Source organism: Agarivorans sp. TSD2052 (assembly GCF_023238625.1).
Classification (GTDB): Bacteria; Pseudomonadota; Gammaproteobacteria; order Enterobacterales; family Celerinatantimonadaceae; genus Agarivorans.
The window spans coordinates 3,272,980-3,289,926 of record NZ_CP096670.1; the positions used below are offsets into that span (position 1 = coordinate 3,272,980).

The following is a 16,947-nucleotide window of genomic DNA, read 5'->3' on the forward strand; positions in this document are numbered from 1 at the left end:
CATCCTCAGTTTCAGTAATGATTGGCAACTAACGCCGCGCTCTGCGGCAAATTTGGAGCTCAGCGTAAAATTTGTCCGACAGCAGCGCCTTGTTAGCATTAGGCGGCTTGAAGCTGGTTAATTAATCGAAATGTACCATTTTTTAAGGGCAGTGAAACCTTCCCTGAGCGGTCATAGCCATATTTCATTAAGTGATACATCAACGATAATATAGAGTTACTTAAACTATATAAAAGTGAAATATCATTACCATTAATACTCAAATCAAAGCTGCTAGGATTTTTCATCCATTCTGAGTTTCTCAGAACTGCTTCTTGATCATGTATTGCACCTTTGTAGGGGTACCATACGCCATGAGTGTGTTGATAATTAACCTTATTTCTAACTTGAGAAGGCCAATTACCTTTAGCTGCACCAGATTTATGTATTGCCGCTTTGATATTTGATATTAATGTTATCGCTTCTGATTTATGCGCCCCTAAACCTGTCGTATTAGAAACATTATCAATCAACCATATTAGCAACCCTGAAAATGATGACCATGTATCAGCATGGGAATCTTTTAATTTCTTAAATTTCATTTCGTTATTAGAAATTGAAGAAAAATAAAAGCCATTTTCTATACTTGTAACGCCACCATCAAGCTGAGTTGTCTTCGCTATTTCCAATACTTTGTCAACATGGTCATTTTCCAACTGGCTACAAGCTTGACCAAAAATACGCAATATAGCGTGTACTGAAAAAAAAGCCGCATAATACATTTGAACTGAAGCCCAACTTGTACTTTTAGGTAATTGGCTAACTTTTCCTATGCTCCACATTGATTCTATAGCCGCTTGAGCAAACCTATTGCTGTCATTTGCTAATGATATGTGGAGAATTTCTTTTTGCTGAAATCGAAGTTCAAATTCAACAGCTCTATTTCTTGCAGAAGGTACTAATGTATTCGAAAGAAGATAGTGGCCATTCGCAACCCAAGCCTTTAAATCCGACTCGGTTGAAGAGTTTACTTCAAATATTTCATTCATAGAAAGTTGGTGAAGTATTTTAATTTCAGGCGTCATCTATAGAGTAAACTCCTGCTTTAATGACTCTTCTAGGTGATCGACAATAGGTTTATATGCATTCGTAGGATTTTCAATCTTGGCAGGCTTTATCCGTTGACCAGTAATTTGAGTAAATTCATAGTAATTATCAACAGAATAGATTGCTCCAAATCTATCTTTTACTCTTGCTGTAATTATCGGAAAGAAACCTGAGATCGCTTTAAATACTGTTGTATTAAACGCTTGCTCTTCTAAATGATGGGGGACTAAAACACCTTCATTAAAAGCCACTAAATAGGAATTAAATATTTCATATATTTCATCAGGGCTTTTGTTACCAAATACTTTCACCAATGGCTTAACAGCTGTATTAAAAACAGACCGGGTTATTTTTCCCTTCACTCTTTTCGATGCTGACAGCCTATTGTATAGCGCACTGTCATTTTCATTTAAAAATATGTCAAACAGCTCCCTAAGGTATTGTTCTGTATCGCTCTCATACTCTGCCATTTTTTTTATGTCTAGCAGTAGCTCTGTAGGAACCCCTTTTTGCTTAGAGTTAATATCAATAAACAATCTAGACTCATCACGTTTGGAAAGATTTTCGTAAACGACAACTGGGATTCTAAGCGCGGTTTCCGCAAGCTTAAAACCATAAACTCGATGCTGACCATCAATAATTAAAAATGCTTTACTAATTTTATCAAAACTAACCGATTTCTTTTTGGAATCGTATATAAAACCACTGTCTTCTTGGGCTGAAAGTACAATTGAACTAGGAATTGTACCTAAGCCAGAATCAATATAACTCGCTATTTCTGAGGCTCTTTTTTTATCTAACTCACGTTGAAACCCCTCGATAGGATTTTCATCACGATTCACGACAAAACATGTCTCTGCAAGTACATCACTTGGCATGGTAAAAGAATAAAACCTATGCTCTCCTTGCCGTACAAGGCTCACACTGCCAAAGCTTTCTCTATCTGTCATCGTTTTTCCTTTGGTTATAATTGCAACTTGCTAATTTAGAATGCTAACAGCTTATTAATAGGAAAAATTCCTTGTTTAAACAAGGAATTTTTCCTCTTATCATACATTTGATAAAAACAAGGTTATCACCTTTCCTAAGCTGTATCAGCCACCTAGCTCGAAAAATAACAAAAACATCAGCATGAAAGTATGCAATCACTTGCAGAAAGTAGGAATTGCAACAACACTGTATAAAAAAGGCTCTTCACCGAATGTAGTGGAAACACTTTCAACAAACATTAATGAGCGAGATAATAAGTAAACGTTCATTAATACCTCGCTACTATGCAAGACACCACGCTTTATCAATCTATTCTTGGATTAACTCATCCTTGGACTGTTTCATCGGTTGAACTCAATGAGTCTACCCAAACTATCACCGTACGCGTTGACTATGACCGAGCTTCATTAACGGCTTGCCCCTCTTGCGGTAAGGCTGTTCGTCGCCACGATACTCGGCGGCGGGTTTGGCGACATTTAGATACCTGTCAGTTTGAAACACGCATTGAAGCTGAAGTACCTCGAGCTGATTGCCCAGAGCATGGAGTGCAAACACTTCAAGTGCCTTGGGCCACGAGTAAGAGCCGCTACACAGAGCTGTTTGAGGCTCGCGTTATAGACATGCTTAAAGTCAGTTCCTTATACGAAGTGAGTAAAACCTATCGGCTTAGTTGGGGAGCCATTGACCGCATTATGGCACGAGCCGTTCAACGCGGCCAGGCCGCCAGGACCTCCATCAACTACCAAGACCTACTGGTGGATGAAACGGCATTTAAGAAAGGCCATGACTATGTGACGGTATTATCTAATCGTGATGGCCAGGTGATATCGGTTGAGGATGGACGAACAGGCCAGAGTTTATCAGCTTGCTTTAAGGCATTGCCCCCTGAATCAAAAGTGGATACGCGCTCTATATCAATGGACATGAGTAGAGCGTATATAAGCGCAGCCTATGACTATTTTGGTGAGCGGGCTAAGCAGATGATAGCCATAGACCATTTTCATATCGCAAAGGTCCTTACTAAAGCGGTTAATGAAGTGAGAAAAAGCGAACTCATGGAGTTGCCCCACCACTTAAAAAGAGAATGCCACCAAACACGATATGGATGGTTAAAACGAAACAGCCACCTGCATGGGACATTGAGAGAAAGAGTGAATGCGCTGGCCAAAATGATGCAAAACACAGGGTTGAGCTGGATATTTAAAGAGCAAGCAAGAGCCATTTGGTATGGCCATGCAGCTAACGCCAAGGCAGCTTGGAATGATTGGTTAGCACTCATAGAGGTCAGTCAAATCAGGCCCATGATGACAGCAGCAGAAACCGTGAAAACGCACTTAAACGGCATCATCAATGCGATGCGTTATAAGGTATCAAATGGCTTGGCGGAAGCGATAAATGGAAACATTCAGCGCCTAAAAATACGCGCAATGGGCTTTAGAAACAAAGAGCGCTTTAAGCGAGCCATTCTATTTCACTTTGGAGGGCTTGATATGACTTTCCACCAAGAACGGTGAAGAGCCATAAAAAACAGTAACAAGGATTGCTATGAGCTCGCCCTATCTCAGCTATATAGAAGAAAAAATGCGAACTAAGCGCTTTAGGGAATCCACTATTCGTAGCTACCGACAGTGGATAAAACGCTTTATTTTATTTCATCACAAAAAACACCCTAGCGACTTACATAATCATGAAGTTGAGCAATTCCTCAGCCACTTAGCCAATCAAAGGAACTTGGCTCCGCAAAGCCAAGCAGTGGCACTAAACGCTTTGGTCTTTCTTTATAAAGAGCTTGTTAATAAGCCTTTATCACTTCAATTAGACTTTCGCCATAGCAAGCGTCAAGCCAAACTGCCTGTTGTACTCACTCGCCACGAGGTTACCGCATTAATAGATGCGCTTTCCCCACCACACGTATTAATGGCTCAACTCATGTATGGTAGCGGCCTGCGAAAAACCGAAATGTTACGTTTACGTATTAAAGATATTGATTTTGACTATTTCGGTATTGAAGTATGGGACGCCAAAGGAGGTAAGCATAGGCGTGTGACACTGGCAAAGTCACTGGTTGCGGCAATACAAAAGCAAATTACTGTTGCCTATCAGTACTATCAGAGTGACAAGCTAAAAAACGAATATGCCGGCGTATATTTACCTTATGCTCTTGCTAAGAAGTACCCGGCGGCCCCACACGACTTTGCTTGGCATTATTTGTTTCCTTCGCACTCTTTAAGTAGAGATCCCAACGATGGCTGCATTCGCCGCCATCATCTAGACCCAAGCGGTATTCAAAAAGCGCTTAAGGCTGCCAGAATAAAAACTCACATTCGTAAACCCATCACTTGCCATACCCTGCGCCACTCTTTTGCTACGCATTTATTGCAACGAGGTACAGATATTCGCACCATTCAAGCCCAGCTAGGTCACAGTGATATTAGAACCACTCAGATTTATACCCATGTACTTAATATGGGGGCCGATGGCGTGGCTAGCCCACTAGACATGGTTTAAGACAAATTATGCAAAGCTGGTGAAAACTCTATATCTGAATGTTGTACTAAGGTAGGCGTGGTTAAGCTTAGGCCTTGCTCAATGCTAACTTGCACAAAACGTTGTGCTCCCGGGTAAGGTTTTAGCTGCGACACATCCCAAATGATTGAGGCCTTACCTTTAATCCAAAAACTACAGCCGGTTTCAAAGTCTGGTATGTACAAACCCACTCTTGGGTCGGCCACTATATTGCCGAGGGTGTTGAATAAATTGTTACCCGAAAAATCGGGGAACACTAGGCTTGGCATTTTACCGTTACTTCCCTTATGCACATGGATAAAGCCCGGTTTACCGCCACGGTGAGAGATATCCACGCCATCGCTATCTCCACGATTTAACGCAGCAGCTCTAGAGGCGATAAAAAAGGTGTCGCAATGCCTTAACACCTGCTCAAGCACTACATCACTTACTGCCAGCTCGCGAAAGTCTGCAGCCTTTGGCACAAAAGCTTGGTTAAAAACACTTGGCTTTAACTCGCGCTTTTGAATGTACTTGGGACAATTGCCAAAGCTTTGCTGTACCTCAAAACGCAGTGCTTGTTCACTTGTATAAGCCACTAAACCATTTACTCGATTACGCCGCCGAGTAGTCAGTTCCAAGCCCAACAAGCCTATGCTATCACCCACCGACAACTGAGCGACTTGCGCGTATTCGATAAGTGCTCTGGCTTCTATAGATAAGGTGGTGGAATTGGGCGAGCTTACAAAACCTTGCTCGCCCAAAATAGGGGTGGCCCAGGGGTGGCCTTGGTTGTCTAGCACGCCGGCATACAACAAGGGCTGCTGGCTAAAAAACGTGCGGTGCTGCTCGGGCATGTAGGCGCGAATCGCTTTATCGCCGATGGCTTTGGCAATATCCGCTACACCTACCCGTTGCTGCACGCTTAGTTCACCTTGATGAAAAACAGCCATAAACACCTCCCTTGTTGCCGTGAGCTTTTGCTATAAACCCAAATCACTTAAGCTTGGGTGATCGTCAGGCCTACGCCCTTGCGGCCAATGAAATAAGCGTTCTTCTTCACTAATCGCCAAATCGTTAATGCTGGCATGACGGCTTTGCATCAACCCCTTATCATCAAATTGCCAGTTTTCATTACCATAAGAACGAAACCACTGGCCAGCTTGGTTTTGCCACTCATAAGCAAAGCGCACTGCAATGCGATTATCGGTGTAAGCCCACAGTTCCTTGATCAAGCGATATTGTTGTTCTTTATTCCACTTTGCTTGCAGAAAAGCCTGGATCTTGTCACGACCATTTACAAACTGGTCACGGTTACGCCATTGGCTATCTAGGGTATAGGCCAACGCGACTTTTTCGGGGTTACGAGAGTTCCAACCATCTTCAGCCATGCGTACTTTTTGCGCGGCCGTCTCTGCGTTAAATGGCGGCAGTGGTAATCGAGCTTCTGTCATGAGTATTCCTTAAGGGATTAAAGCGCTTCAACTTTTAGTGGTGTAGCCTGCATAGCCACAAAACCGTCTAGCTGCTCTACGTTGTTCAACCAACGAAGAATATTATTGTAACTATCCAATTCAACTTTGCCCTCGGGTGCGTGGGCAATGTAGGAGTAACAAGCCACGTCGGCAATGGTGGCACGCTCGCCGACCATCCACTGTTTTCCTTCAAGCAATACATCGATGACCGCCAACATGCTGTGGCTAGCGTCAATCGTCGCGGCTTGGTCAAACTTAGCGCCAAACACGGTAATTAAGCGAGCACGCGCTGGGCCTTCAGCCAAATTACGGGCAGCTAAGGCTAACCACTGTTGAATTTGCGCCTGTAGATCTCGAGATTGCGGGTTCCAGCTGGGGTCATAGTTATTGGCCAAGTGCGTAATAATAGCGATGGAGTCGCGAATCACTAAGCCATCGTCTTCTAATACGGGGACTTGGGTGAAAGGGTTTATCGCGCGAAACGCTGGCTGCTTATGCTCGCCTTGGGCTAAATTCACTATAACCTTGTCATAAGGGAGCTGTAATAAACCTAGCATTAAGCGGGCACGGTGGGCGTGACCCGATAGTTCGAAATCGTAAAGTGTTAACATGAGATGTCCTTGCTAATGATTAAGTAATCCGTTTAACAGCCCTGTTATTGAATCCCTTGGAATAAGTATACAGGTCTGTCTACCTAATAATCAATTTAGGAGACAAGTCTGTCTACGTCAACATTTAATTATCGATAATGGCTTAATGAAGGTTTAGATTGAAAATAACCACTTGTTTATTAAAAAGAAAATAACTTTTCAATTAAAAAGGAGGAAACAATGTTTGCGAGCAAAGGAGACAGAGCGGTATACTTTGTGAGAACTAATAGGAAAAGTTATGGCTAGCAGTAAACGCGATCACCTTATCGACACCGCACAACAGTTGTTTTACCAACACGGTTTTCGAGCCACTGGCATCGACACTATTTTGGCGACATCGGGCGTGGCAAAAAAAACCTTGTACAATCACTTTGCCTCGAAAGAAGCGCTGATTGTTGCCTGCCTTAATCGCCGTGATCAGCAGCTTTTAGCATTACTCGCCAATAACATTGAACGCTTAGCACCCGCACAAGACTGCCCACCAGCACTTACTCGCATCATGGCGTTTTTTGATGCCTTGGCAGATTGGATAAATTCAGATGCGTTTTTTGGCTGCATGTTTATTAATGCTTCGGCAGAATACCCGCGCCACGACGACCCGGTTCACTTAGCCTGCACGGAGCACAAAAACTTGGTGATAAAACTCATAGAGCAACAGTTGGTTAAGCTAAAGTTAAGCGATAGCCACGCCACCGCCAAGCAACTGGCCATTTTGGCCGACGGCGCGATTGTAGGTGCGCATACCACAAACGATTACGACTCGGCGATGCATGCTAAAGCTGTGGCACAAGTGTTACTCGCGCCCTTTGCAAAGGCAGCCTAACGGCCGCTTTAAGCCAAAGTGCAAAGGCGACGATGCCAACCAGGCTATAGAGGGCTTATGACACCGTTCGCACCTTAACCAGCTGTCTATTTGTCTATTTGTCTATTTGTCTATTTGTCTATTTGTCTATTTGTAATAGTATTAGTCTCTAAATAATGAGTCCTAAGCACTTTAAAATACAGACAAAAAGCCAGCGTTAACTAAGTGCTCTCAAGCGTAAAAGGGTTAACTCAACATCACTTAGCCCTTTAGCTAAAGCTGACCTAGTTATCATTTCTGAACTTTCACGCTTCTCTCTCTCAATCATCGATTGCATAAATATAAGCAGTCTTATATTATGCTCGGCAATATAATCATACAATAGTATTTTAGGAGTTAGGTATGTCAAAACCAGTCATCGGTTTCATCGGCCTTGGCCTTATGGGCGGCAACATGGTTGAAAACTTACAAAAGAAAGGCTACGAGCCGATTGTAATGGATCTCGACAAAGAAGCCGTTGCGGCTGTTGTTGCTCGTGGCGCAACCGAAGCTTCTTCACCTGCTGAATTGGCAGCAGCCAGTGACATTATTATGCTTTGTCTTACCACTTCAGCTGTTGTTGAAAAGCTAGTATATGGCGACAACGGTATTTTAGCGGGTATTAAAGAAGGCGCGGTATTGGTTGATTTTGGCACCTCTATCCCAGCATCTACTCGCAAAATCGGTGCAGACCTTGCAGCGAAAGGCGCAGGCATGATCGACGCGCCACTAGGCCGTACTCCTGCACACGCTAAAGATGGCTTACTAAACATCATGGCTTCTGGCGACCAAGCTACCTTCGACAAGGTGAAGCCAGTTCTTGATCAGCAAGGCGAGAATGTATTCTATTTGGGCGCTCTGGGTGCCGGTCACACCACTAAGTTGATTAACAACTTCATGGGTATGACTACCGTTTGTGCTATGTCACAAGCCTTTGCCGTAGCTGAACTTGCAGGCGTAGATCGTCAACAACTGTTCAACATTATGTCTACTGGCCCGTCTAACTCACCGTTCATGCAGTTTTGTAAAAACTACGCAGTAGACGGCGTAAGTGACCTAGGTTTCTCAATTGCTAATGCCAATAAAGATTTAGGCTACTTCTTACAAATGGTTGAAGACCTAGGTACTCAATCTAAGATTGCTGAAGGCTCTTCATCTAACCTTAGCGCTGCACTTGATGCTGGCTTAGGTAACGGTAATGTGCCTGAAATCTTCGACTACTTCCTTAAATTAGAGAAGTAACTCGAGTACTGCCTTACTGTGGTGTTTAGGCTGATCAACCAGCCTCACTGCAGTAGGGTGGCGTTTCAACAGCACTCACTTAATCTTTATAAGTAACGTGCTCGTCGGAAAACGCTTTTATGTTTAGGTAGAAACCCTTACTTAGCGGTATTTCACCTTTATGTGTACCAAGTACGGCCACTTCATTAGCATTGTGTCGTCCCATTTTATGATGCATTCTAGAAACTCGACCTTAGCTTTAAACTCTGCACTTTTGTTTGTGATCAGCTCTTTCCATATACCACTCAAATCAGCATTGGCAGACTCAAAACTGGTCGCCACAGATAATGATAAATACTGGTGCCATTGACGCCCTGTTCCCCGATAGGTGTGTATTGGTTTTTTCTGCTCGGCAGCGCTAAAAACCTTCAATTCAAACGACGCCACTTTTTGCTTTAACCATTGCTCCATTAACACCTTCTATTTATTAGCATGTTCAAAACACTACACTGTCTAAGGTACCTTCATAATAAACCAGCTAGCGTTAATGTGTAGGCTCATTTTTATAAGGCCGACGCAATAATCTAGGTACTGTTAGACAACCCTCTTTACCATTAAGTAATGGCCACTAAACTCTGCTGCAGTTGTTGAGCGCTAGCCATATATTATCTACAATGGCGCACTTTTTATAAATTCAGGCCAGCAACATGACCGACACGAACTCGCAACCCGCTTTACCGGATCGCCTCTCAGGTAATCCCCGCAGCCCACATCATGTGGCAGAAATTTTCGAACACGACATTGGTATTCGCTTGAACGGTAAAGAGCGCACCGATGTAGAAGAATATTGTATCAGTGAAGGTTGGGTTAAGATCCCTTCACCTAAAGCCTTAGACCGTCGCGGTCAACCGCTTTTGATAACCTTAAAAGGCACGGTTGAAGCCTATTACTGCTAAGTACTGTAGTGCTTCTGGCTTCCTCTTAGAGCCTAACTGAGCATAGTAAAGTATCAGCAAGCGAAGCAAAAAAGCCTTGGTTATTTTTGCTTCGCGCTAGATGTCTTCTTTTCCCCATCTTCGCGCTATTACAGGCTAACACCGGGTTGGTGATGTTCTTTTTTACTAAAAGACTCTTACGCAGCGCTCCCTAACTACTGCGCTTTGATGCTCTAGGGGCAACCATTACTTGGGGCGCATTTTGTATAAATTGCCACTGTCGCCAGTGAAGATAATATTTCCCAGTGGGTCAACCGTTAATGCTCTAATACGCTCGCCCAAGCCTTCTAACAAACGTTCTTCTCCCACTGGCATGCCTTGCGGGTTCATGATGATGCGGTTAAGGTGCTGCAGCTTTAAGGCGCCACTGAATAAATCTCCCTGCCAAGCCGGAAAAGCAGTCCCTGAATATCGGAGCAACGAACCGGGGGCAATAGACGGAACATACACTTTGTGTGGCGAGTTTATGCCCGGCATGGTTTCAGCGTCACCCACCTTTATCGGCCCCCAATACTCCTTACCGTGCGAGGTAAGCGGCCAGCCGTAATTGGCCCCAGCTTCAATTAAATTAAGCTCGTCGCCACCACGTGGTCCATGCTCTATTGCCCACAAGCGATTGAGCTTGGGGTCAAACGCTAAGCCTTGCGGGTTGCGATGGCCATAACTATAAATGGCGTCGGCTACTTTGCTGTTACCCACAAATGGATTATTACTAGGCACGCTACCGTCTAGATTTAAACGCAATATCGTCGCGGCATGATTCTGAGTATTTTGGCCGTTATCTCTATCACCTCGGTCGCCAACAGAGAAATAGACATGTTGCTGGGCATCAAACGCTATGCGGCTACCATAATGACGGTTAGTAGAGCTAGCAGAGTCAGTGACCAATACATCCTGCCAAGAATTCATTTTCGCTTGGCCAAGTTCATTTAGCTGAATGTTTGCTTTGGCGAGGGTGGTGACCCCACTGCCGTCTTGTGGTTTGCTGTAGGTAAAGTAAAACCAGTTATCAGGGCCCTTAACCACATCTAACAAGCCGCCCTGACCTTGCGCCCAAATGTCAGGTAAACCTGAAATAGTTTGCCACGCTTGCTGGCCTGATTGAATGTTATTGAGGTCAACACTGAGTAACTCACCGTGACGTAAGGTAACCAGTAAAGTGGACGCGTTTAGCCACGCCACAGCCCATGGTGCACCGGGTAATTGAGCGAGCTTATCTACTTGCAGCGTGTAGTGCTTGCTAGTGAATAGTTGCGATTGTTGATTAGCCGAAGTGGACCCAGTTACAACCCATAAGCAACACAGCGCAACTTTACATAAAAGGCTAAAAATAGATGAGTTTTGCATTGCACACTTCCCATAACAATTGTGTTAGCTAAGCCGTTGAACTTATCGCTTAGCTATAGATCTAACGCAAAACAGAAATAGAGACAATGCCTTATTAACTACTCACAAAAAAACCGACTAAGGTCGGCTTTTTTACTGCTGCATTACTGATTTAAGTGTTTACAAAAACACACTTGGTATTTCGTTCGGGTAACGCTCTTGGGCAGGTTGGTTGTAATCAATATCGGTGACACCCAACAAGTTAAGCGTTTGATATAGCGTTTTAGCCACATGACCAAAGGCAATACCAGCGTGGTGCGGGTAGCGTTTTTCTACTAATACATGGCGGTAGAAACGCTGCATTTCAGGGATACCAAAGGCAGCAATTGCGCCAAATGATTGTGGGTCGATATCGAGAATATCGCCTTGCGCAACATAAGCACGTAGCTTGGTATCAGCGGTCGATTGCAAGCGGAATAGCGTTACTTCACCGGGTTTAATTTGGCCTTCTAAAGTACCGCGAGTAATGTCAGGCTCTTTACCTGGCTCCATTAAACTGTGCATGATTTTTTGGAAACGCAGTTGCGAGTTCTTCATGCAGCTTGGTGCGGTGTTGCCACAGTGAAAGCCCATGAATAAATCTTTAGCGGTATAGTTACCCATCACTGACGCGTTTGCCTCAACCATGTCTTGCGGCACAGTGTTGTTAATGTCTAACAAGGTGGCAGGGTGATTGGTGGCACAAGTGATCATGTACTCAGACAATGCCCCATAAATGTCCACTTCACAGGCAACAGGGATCCCGCGTTGGGCTAAACGTGCGTTAACGTAACACGGCACAAAACCAAAGAATTTTTCGAACGACGGCCAGCACTTGTTAGCAAATACGCCAAAGGTAGACGCGCCCATATTGGCCGTGTGAAAATCCAGCAACGCTGCTTCATACTGTGCCAGTTTAGGTAACAAATCTGGGTAGGGGTTGTTATCGCCCAGCTCGGTTTCCATTTCAGCAACAATTTTGGGGATATCAGCATGGCCTTCAGCAGCTTGGTAAATATCTAACAGGTCTAGCTCGCTGTTTTCCATGATTTCTACGCCTAGATCAAACAGCGCTTTAATCGGTGCGTTACAAGCGACAAAATCTTGTGGACGAGGGCCAAAAGAAAAAATCTTAAGCCCTTTTAAACCCAAAATAGTACGTGCAACCGGCACAAAATCACCAATCATGTTAGCAACGTCTGTTGCTGTGCCTACTGGGTACTCAGGAATATGTACCGCTAGATTACGTAAACCGGCACTGTACGAGGCGTTTAACACACCACAATAGGCATCACCACGCGCATCTTTAAGACCTGCGGTTGCTTCTTCTGCCGCCGCTGCAAACATGGTTGGGCCAGCAAAGCGCTGCGCCATAATGCTTAATGGGCCTTCCGGGCCAAAGTTACCTAAATAGATAACCAGCGAGTTAATACCTAATTTCTCCGCTTCGGCCAGGGCTGTCACAACATCATTTTCATTCTCGATAATGGTTTGTAGTTGATACACTTCAATGTCTTTTTCAACACAAGCTGCAGCCACCGCTTTACGGCGCTGTTCAGACAACGACAGTGGGAAACAGTCACGGCTAACCGCAACAATACCTAATTTTACTTGTGGGATATTAATCATCACTCGCTCCACGGGTGCTTAGGTCTTTAGACCTTGGTTTTTTAATATCTACAGTGTGCGCGAGAAGTCAGTAACAGGTGAATTGACCCCGATCAACAAAGATCTGGCTTGTGTGTTTGCTACATGGAAAAACCAATATTCGTTAGCATGAAAAACAGTTAACTAAAGCCAATTACGAAATTCATGAAAGGCTAATGAAATATAAAGCTGTGATTCTGCTGTGTGCCAGCTAAAGGCTAAATTGTCGCGCTGACCAATTCACCGCGACAATTTACAGGGCTATGTTTAACGCCTAGGCTTGATGAGCAGATTATTTTGAGCTTCAAGCCAGCTATATTTTGAGCACTATTTTGCCCAAGTATTTTTTCTCTAAGAAGGTAGCTTGCGCCAGCGCAATGTCTTCTAAAGGAAAGGTATGAGCGAGTAAAGGACGTACTTGTTGTTGCTCAATAAGCCGTACCAAATTACCAAATACTTGCGGCTCAATGACAGTACAGCCAAAAAAACTCAGGTCTTTTAAGTAAAGTGTTCTTACATCTAGCTCTACCATGGCTCCGCCAATCGCGCCCGATACCGCATAACGGCCTTTAGAACGAAGCACCTCTAGTAACTGCGGAAATTGCTTGCCAGCGACTAAATCAATCACAACATCGACGCTGTTGGCTGGCACACTCTCACTGAGCTTGTTTTCTCTAAGCAATACTTCATCTACACCTAGCTCACTAATCATTTGCTGTTTGTCTTGGCTAGTGACCGCCAATACATAAGCACCGCGAGCTTTAGCCAATTGAATAGCCGCTGAACCTACCCCACCCGATGCGCCAGTAATAAGCACTCGCTCGCCGGCTTTAACCGCTGATCGAGTGAGTAGATTTTCGGCGGTTGAATACGAGCACGGAAACGAGGCCAGCTCAGTATCAGACAAGTCACTGGTTACCTTGTAGGCATGGCGCGATGCTACCTTGGTATATTCAGCAAAGCCGCCATCACACTCTGAGCCAAAATACCAAGCTTGCTCTAGTTGGCTGCCGTTTACTTCGGTTAAACACGGTTCAATCAGTACCCGTTCGCCGATCCTATTGTTGTTTACCCGTTCACCTACCGCTGCAATATAACCGCAGACATCAGCCCCTTGAATACGCGGAAAACAAAGTGCTTCACTAGACCAACTAGCATCATCAGCGGCATCACTTTTTGAATACCAGCCAATACGGGTATTAATGTCGGTATTGTTTACTCCGGCGGCAGCGACTTTTACCAGTACATCGCCAGCCCCTAAAGGAGGTATCGGAATATCCCTCGCGATTCGTAATTTATCAATATCGCCATGGCCGGTTAGCTGCACGCCACGCATAGTGGTAGGGAGAGACGTCATCGCTGTTTACCTAAAAGTTGTTGCACGGTGAGTTGAGCGCTTTGGGTACTTTGTTTGCCAATAATAGGCCAAGACATCGCGACCCCTTCGTGTAACACAAATAGCTGTAAGGCTAATTGTTCGCAACCACTTAACTCAAGCAATAGAGTCTGTATTTCTTGCTTATGCTGTTTAACCGCATCAATAATTTGCTGATTTTTGGGGTAAGCGGCCAGCGCGCTCATAGACATACAACCATGCGGCGCATCCACACTCATCCACGTTTCAAGCTGCTTAAAAATAGTCATAATAGCGGAAGGCCCCGCCTCTGCCTGCTCAGGTATTAGCAAGCCCATATAACGACGATGGCGGTGCTGCAGCGCAGCAATTACCATCGCCTCTTTTGAAGGGTAATAACGATAAAGTGTTCTTAAACTCACGCCAGAGGCGGCTCTAAGCTTGGCAACGTTTGGCTCGGTAAAGCCAAACATGCTGAAAGCTTTTTCTAAACGCGCAGATATTTGCTGTTGAATCATTAACTTCACCCAGGTAGAACGTTTACTCTACCCGCATTGTAGAATAAACATTCTACCTAGGTCAATCGGACAGTTCCTGTCTGCTACATATAGTAAAAATCAGGCTGTTAATTGTCATGACAAGCACAATTGACTGAGAGGGAGTGATAAGCAAAGAAGCACGAAACCTGAACAACCCCATTACCTAGTGGTAATATTATTGTCCTGTAAATGCCTAAGCGGTTTTTTAGGCGAGAAAAAGTCACAAGCAACTCGTGTCGCGATAGTAGGTTGTTCCCACGCGCCACACAGATCTTTTTGATTGGCTGCTGTTCGGGTGAATTGGCGGCACTGCCCACATTTACTCATGCTCTATTCCTTGAGACTCAAAACTCTCAAGAGACTACTTAAATAACCAAGCTAGCATTTGATATAAATCAGAATATTTTTAAATGGTATTCACTTTTTAGCAGGGCAACACCGCAATAAAGCTAACTCGCCCCTGTAAAAGATCACCGCAAATGATGAGATGTGAGTGATTTAGCCAACAACTAAGTAACGAATAATTCCGTACACATACAAAATAGAAAAGATGATATTAATGTATTTAAGCTGCCGCTCGGTATGCAGCCAAGCACAATAAATCCATATCAAACAAAATGGCAGGCTTACAAATATTGTAAGTGGATACCAGTCTTGTACCGCTGCAACTGTGCTAATTATACCTAATACCAACGCCAACCATTTTAACTCTTGTTCATAATTGGCAAGACTTTTCCCAGTCATTTGTAAGGGTTCCTTTTTAAACTAATTACTTAATAATGTCTTTGCTCATTGCTATGTGACACGAGTGACTTCAGGCGCACTGCTTATGGGCACCCATACCTCTGCCTTGGCCTTAATATCTCGTAGATTTAAATACAACATCGGTAAAACCACAGCAGCGAGCACGAGGTTGGATAAAGGTACTGACACCCAAATCCCTTCTATCCCCATAAATTGTGGCAACAACCATAAAAACGGAAGCTGTATGAGCATGTTACCTAAGGATACAAACAATGCTTTTTTCGCTTCACCCACCGCCATAAAATACACCGAACTAATAAACAAAAACCCGTCTAAAAATATGCCTGCTAGATGCCAACGTAACCCCGTTCTACTTGCTTGCAATAGCGCTTCATCATCGCTCATAAACAAGCAGATGAACCAATCGGGAAACAGGTTTAGCAAGGCGACCATAGCAACACCCGACCCCACGGTAACCGTAAAGGCTAACTTAACCGTTTGGCCAATTTTGTGGACTTGCTTTGCACCTAAGTAATAACTCACTGGAGGTTGTAGGCCCGTCGCTAGCCCCTCGGCAAAAAAGTAATAAATACTTGCTAGGTAACCGACGATGGCAAAAGCCGCAAGGTGAGTTGCCGAGCCATAAGTCATGAATAACTTATTGTGCAAGGCCATAACAAAGCCAAAGTAAGCAAACATGATTAAGCTTGATGAACCTAGCTGTAACATACGTACAGCACTAGCATACTCAAACCGACTGCCCTTTAACGGCGTATTGGCACGAGCCGAAAAGAAATAATACACACAGCATAAGCTCGTTGTTGCCTGTGCAATTAAGGTGGCAATAGCCGCGCCGCGTAAGCCCAAAGACCAATGCGCAAGAAACACATAATCCAAAACAATGTTTAACAACGCTCCCAACACAATAAATAGCGTGGCTAGATTAGGTTTGTCATCGTTTCTTAGCAATAATGGCAAGGCGCTAGCCGCGATAGATACCACAGCACCTGCTGACATCACCCTTAAATATTGATGCGCCATCAGTTGAGTCTCATCAGCGGCACCTTGCAAAGTGATTAAAGTTGGCCCAGAAAACTGCAGCAACAAGCTGAGTAACACGCCAAATAACACCACCAGTAGTAAGGCTGAAGCCAAACTACATTTGCTCGCAGTGATATTTTTCTCACCTCGATACATAGACAGTAGGCTGCCACCCCCCATGCCAATCATTAAACCTACGCCTATCACTATCGCCAAAATAGGCATAGACATATTAATGCCAGCAAGCCCCTCAGTGCCGATATAGCGGCCAACAAAAATCCCATCAATAACTTGATATAAACCACTCACTAGCATTGCTGCTACCGACGGAATAGCGAAACGCCAAAAAGTGGCACTAACTGATTGTTCGCTAGAGATTGAAATAGATTGCGACATACCATTCACTCAGAATTAAGAACGACAATTATATTTGATTTTGAGATACTTAATAATTAGCTTGTATCCGCATACCGGATAGATAATAAGTAGGGATG

17 protein-coding genes are annotated in these 16,947 nt (G+C 44.1%); 5 read left to right on the forward strand and 12 right to left on the reverse strand.

Annotation, left to right across the window (positions count from 1 at the left end; all coding sequences use genetic code 11):
- Positions 1–98 precede the first annotated feature (98 nt).
- Together M0C34_RS14860 and M0C34_RS14865 are read right to left on the reverse strand one after the other, a co-directional pair.
- The gene (locus M0C34_RS14860) at positions 99–1,064 is read right to left on the reverse strand and encodes a hypothetical protein (protein WP_248712460.1); all 966 of its coding nucleotides are present in this window, start codon (positions 1,062–1,064) and stop codon (positions 99–101) included.
- A complete protein-coding gene (locus M0C34_RS14865; RefSeq protein WP_248712461.1) occupies positions 1,065–2,036 on the reverse strand; it encodes a DGQHR domain-containing protein in 972 nt (323 codons plus the stop codon).
- Between the two features lie 324 nt (positions 2,037–2,360).
- On the opposite strand from M0C34_RS14865, the gene M0C34_RS14870 reads away from it, so the two are divergent.
- Together M0C34_RS14870 and M0C34_RS14875 are read left to right on the forward strand one after the other, a co-directional pair.
- Complete coding sequence (locus tag M0C34_RS14870) at positions 2,361–3,590, forward strand: ISL3 family transposase (protein ID WP_248712462.1); 1,230 nt, start codon at positions 2,361–2,363, stop codon at positions 3,588–3,590.
- Positions 3,591–3,621: 31 nt separating this feature from the next.
- The gene (locus M0C34_RS14875; RefSeq protein WP_248712463.1) at positions 3,622–4,584 is read left to right on the forward strand and encodes an integron integrase; all 963 of its coding nucleotides are present in this window, start codon (positions 3,622–3,624) and stop codon (positions 4,582–4,584) included.
- Here M0C34_RS14875 and M0C34_RS14880 read toward each other — a convergent pair.
- Genes M0C34_RS14880 through M0C34_RS14890 form a run of 3 tightly spaced genes read right to left on the reverse strand, consistent with a single transcriptional unit; the run spans position 4,581 to position 6,667 of the window.
- On the reverse strand, positions 4,581–5,534 hold the full coding sequence (locus tag M0C34_RS14880; RefSeq protein WP_248712464.1) for a pyridoxamine 5'-phosphate oxidase family protein: 954 nt from the start codon (positions 5,532–5,534) through the stop codon (positions 4,581–4,583). The genes M0C34_RS14875 and M0C34_RS14880 overlap by 4 nt on opposite strands.
- Positions 5,535–5,564: 30 nt before the next feature.
- Positions 5,565–6,035, reverse strand: a complete 471-nt coding sequence (locus M0C34_RS14885) for a nuclear transport factor 2 family protein (protein ID WP_248712465.1) — start codon at positions 6,033–6,035, stop codon at positions 5,565–5,567.
- A 17-nt stretch (positions 6,036–6,052) separates the two neighbouring features.
- Positions 6,053–6,667: a glutathione S-transferase family protein gene (locus M0C34_RS14890; RefSeq protein ID WP_248712466.1), complete on the reverse strand. Its 615-nt coding sequence runs from the start codon at positions 6,665–6,667 to the stop codon at positions 6,053–6,055.
- A gap of 277 nt (positions 6,668–6,944) precedes the next feature.
- On the opposite strand from M0C34_RS14890, the gene M0C34_RS14895 reads away from it, so the two are divergent.
- Both M0C34_RS14895 and M0C34_RS14900 read left to right on the forward strand, forming a co-directional pair.
- Positions 6,945–7,529, forward strand: coding sequence for a TetR/AcrR family transcriptional regulator (locus tag M0C34_RS14895; protein ID WP_248712467.1), 585 nt, complete (start codon positions 6,945–6,947; stop codon positions 7,527–7,529).
- Between the two features lie 381 nt (positions 7,530–7,910).
- Entirely contained in the window at positions 7,911–8,789 is an 879-nt protein-coding gene (locus M0C34_RS14900; RefSeq protein ID WP_248712468.1) for an NAD(P)-dependent oxidoreductase, read from the forward strand.
- A 141-nt stretch (positions 8,790–8,930) separates the two neighbouring features.
- Here the strand turns inward: M0C34_RS14900 and M0C34_RS14905 are convergent, their stop codons facing one another.
- Positions 8,931–9,239 carry a hypothetical protein gene (locus tag M0C34_RS14905; protein ID WP_248712469.1) on the reverse strand — a complete coding sequence of 103 codons (309 nt, stop codon included), beginning with the start codon at positions 9,237–9,239 and terminating at the stop codon, positions 8,931–8,933.
- A gap of 236 nt (positions 9,240–9,475) precedes the next feature.
- Here M0C34_RS14905 and M0C34_RS14910 point away from each other — a divergent pair, with 236 nt between their 5' ends.
- Entirely contained in the window at positions 9,476–9,724 is a 249-nt protein-coding gene (locus M0C34_RS14910) for a DUF3297 family protein (RefSeq protein WP_248712470.1), read from the forward strand.
- A gap of 225 nt (positions 9,725–9,949) precedes the next feature.
- Here M0C34_RS14910 and M0C34_RS14915 read toward each other — a convergent pair whose 3' ends face one another.
- The 6 genes from M0C34_RS14915 to M0C34_RS14940 form a co-directional block, all read right to left on the reverse strand.
- On the reverse strand, positions 9,950–11,110 hold the full coding sequence (locus tag M0C34_RS14915) for a PQQ-dependent sugar dehydrogenase (protein WP_248712471.1): 1,161 nt from the start codon (positions 11,108–11,110) through the stop codon (positions 9,950–9,952).
- Positions 11,111–11,269: 159 nt separating this feature from the next.
- The gene (locus tag M0C34_RS14920) at positions 11,270–12,757 is read right to left on the reverse strand and encodes an L-fucose/L-arabinose isomerase family protein (protein ID WP_248712472.1); all 1,488 of its coding nucleotides are present in this window, start codon (positions 12,755–12,757) and stop codon (positions 11,270–11,272) included.
- A 331-nt stretch (positions 12,758–13,088) separates the two neighbouring features.
- On the reverse strand, positions 13,089–14,132 hold the full coding sequence (locus M0C34_RS14925) for an alcohol dehydrogenase family protein (protein ID WP_248712473.1): 1,044 nt from the start codon (positions 14,130–14,132) through the stop codon (positions 13,089–13,091).
- A complete protein-coding gene (locus M0C34_RS14930) occupies positions 14,129–14,647 on the reverse strand; it encodes a TetR/AcrR family transcriptional regulator (RefSeq protein WP_248712474.1) in 519 nt (172 codons plus the stop codon). The genes M0C34_RS14925 and M0C34_RS14930 overlap by 4 nt, the downstream gene beginning before the upstream one ends.
- 519 nt (positions 14,648–15,166) lie before the next feature.
- Positions 15,167–15,412 carry a hypothetical protein gene (locus M0C34_RS14935; protein WP_248712475.1) on the reverse strand — a complete coding sequence of 82 codons (246 nt, stop codon included), beginning with the start codon at positions 15,410–15,412 and terminating at the stop codon, positions 15,167–15,169.
- Between the two features lie 51 nt (positions 15,413–15,463).
- Positions 15,464–16,849, reverse strand: a complete 1,386-nt coding sequence (locus M0C34_RS14940; RefSeq protein ID WP_248712476.1) for an MATE family efflux transporter — start codon at positions 16,847–16,849, stop codon at positions 15,464–15,466.
- Between the last annotated feature and the right edge of the window lie 98 nt (positions 16,850–16,947).

What these genes read in the sequence shown, in the direction of transcription:
- M0C34_RS14915 (WP_248712471.1), bottom strand. Translation starts at nt 11,110, where the DNA reads ATGCAAAACTCATCTATTTTTAGCCTTTTATGTAAAGTTGCGCTGTGT.
- M0C34_RS14865 (WP_248712461.1), bottom strand. Translation starts at nt 2,036, where the DNA reads ATGACAGATAGAGAAAGCTTTGGCAGTGTGAGCCTTGTACGGCAAGGA.
- M0C34_RS14895 (WP_248712467.1), top strand. Translation starts at nt 6,945, where the DNA reads ATGGCTAGCAGTAAACGCGATCACCTTATCGACACCGCACAACAGTTG.
- M0C34_RS14905 (WP_248712469.1), bottom strand. Translation starts at nt 9,239, where the DNA reads ATGGAGCAATGGTTAAAGCAAAAAGTGGCGTCGTTTGAATTGAAGGTT.
- M0C34_RS14880 (WP_248712464.1), bottom strand. Translation starts at nt 5,534, where the DNA reads ATGGCTGTTTTTCATCAAGGTGAACTAAGCGTGCAGCAACGGGTAGGT.
- M0C34_RS14930 (WP_248712474.1), bottom strand. Translation starts at nt 14,647, where the DNA reads ATGATTCAACAGCAAATATCTGCGCGTTTAGAAAAAGCTTTCAGCATG.
- M0C34_RS14875 (WP_248712463.1), top strand. Translation starts at nt 3,622, where the DNA reads ATGAGCTCGCCCTATCTCAGCTATATAGAAGAAAAAATGCGAACTAAG.
- M0C34_RS14925 (WP_248712473.1), bottom strand. Translation starts at nt 14,132, where the DNA reads ATGACGTCTCTCCCTACCACTATGCGTGGCGTGCAGCTAACCGGCCAT.
- M0C34_RS14940 (WP_248712476.1), bottom strand. Translation starts at nt 16,849, where the DNA reads ATGTCGCAATCTATTTCAATCTCTAGCGAACAATCAGTTAGTGCCACT.
- M0C34_RS14900 (WP_248712468.1), top strand. Translation starts at nt 7,911, where the DNA reads ATGTCAAAACCAGTCATCGGTTTCATCGGCCTTGGCCTTATGGGCGGC.
- M0C34_RS14870 (WP_248712462.1), top strand. Translation starts at nt 2,361, where the DNA reads ATGCAAGACACCACGCTTTATCAATCTATTCTTGGATTAACTCATCCT.
- M0C34_RS14910 (WP_248712470.1), top strand. Translation starts at nt 9,476, where the DNA reads ATGACCGACACGAACTCGCAACCCGCTTTACCGGATCGCCTCTCAGGT.
- M0C34_RS14860 (WP_248712460.1), bottom strand. Translation starts at nt 1,064, where the DNA reads ATGACGCCTGAAATTAAAATACTTCACCAACTTTCTATGAATGAAATA.
- M0C34_RS14890 (WP_248712466.1), bottom strand. Translation starts at nt 6,667, where the DNA reads ATGTTAACACTTTACGATTTCGAACTATCGGGTCACGCCCACCGTGCC.
- M0C34_RS14920 (WP_248712472.1), bottom strand. Translation starts at nt 12,757, where the DNA reads ATGATTAATATCCCACAAGTAAAATTAGGTATTGTTGCGGTTAGCCGT.
- M0C34_RS14885 (WP_248712465.1), bottom strand. Translation starts at nt 6,035, where the DNA reads ATGACAGAAGCTCGATTACCACTGCCGCCATTTAACGCAGAGACGGCC.
- M0C34_RS14935 (WP_248712475.1), bottom strand. Translation starts at nt 15,412, where the DNA reads ATGACTGGGAAAAGTCTTGCCAATTATGAACAAGAGTTAAAATGGTTG.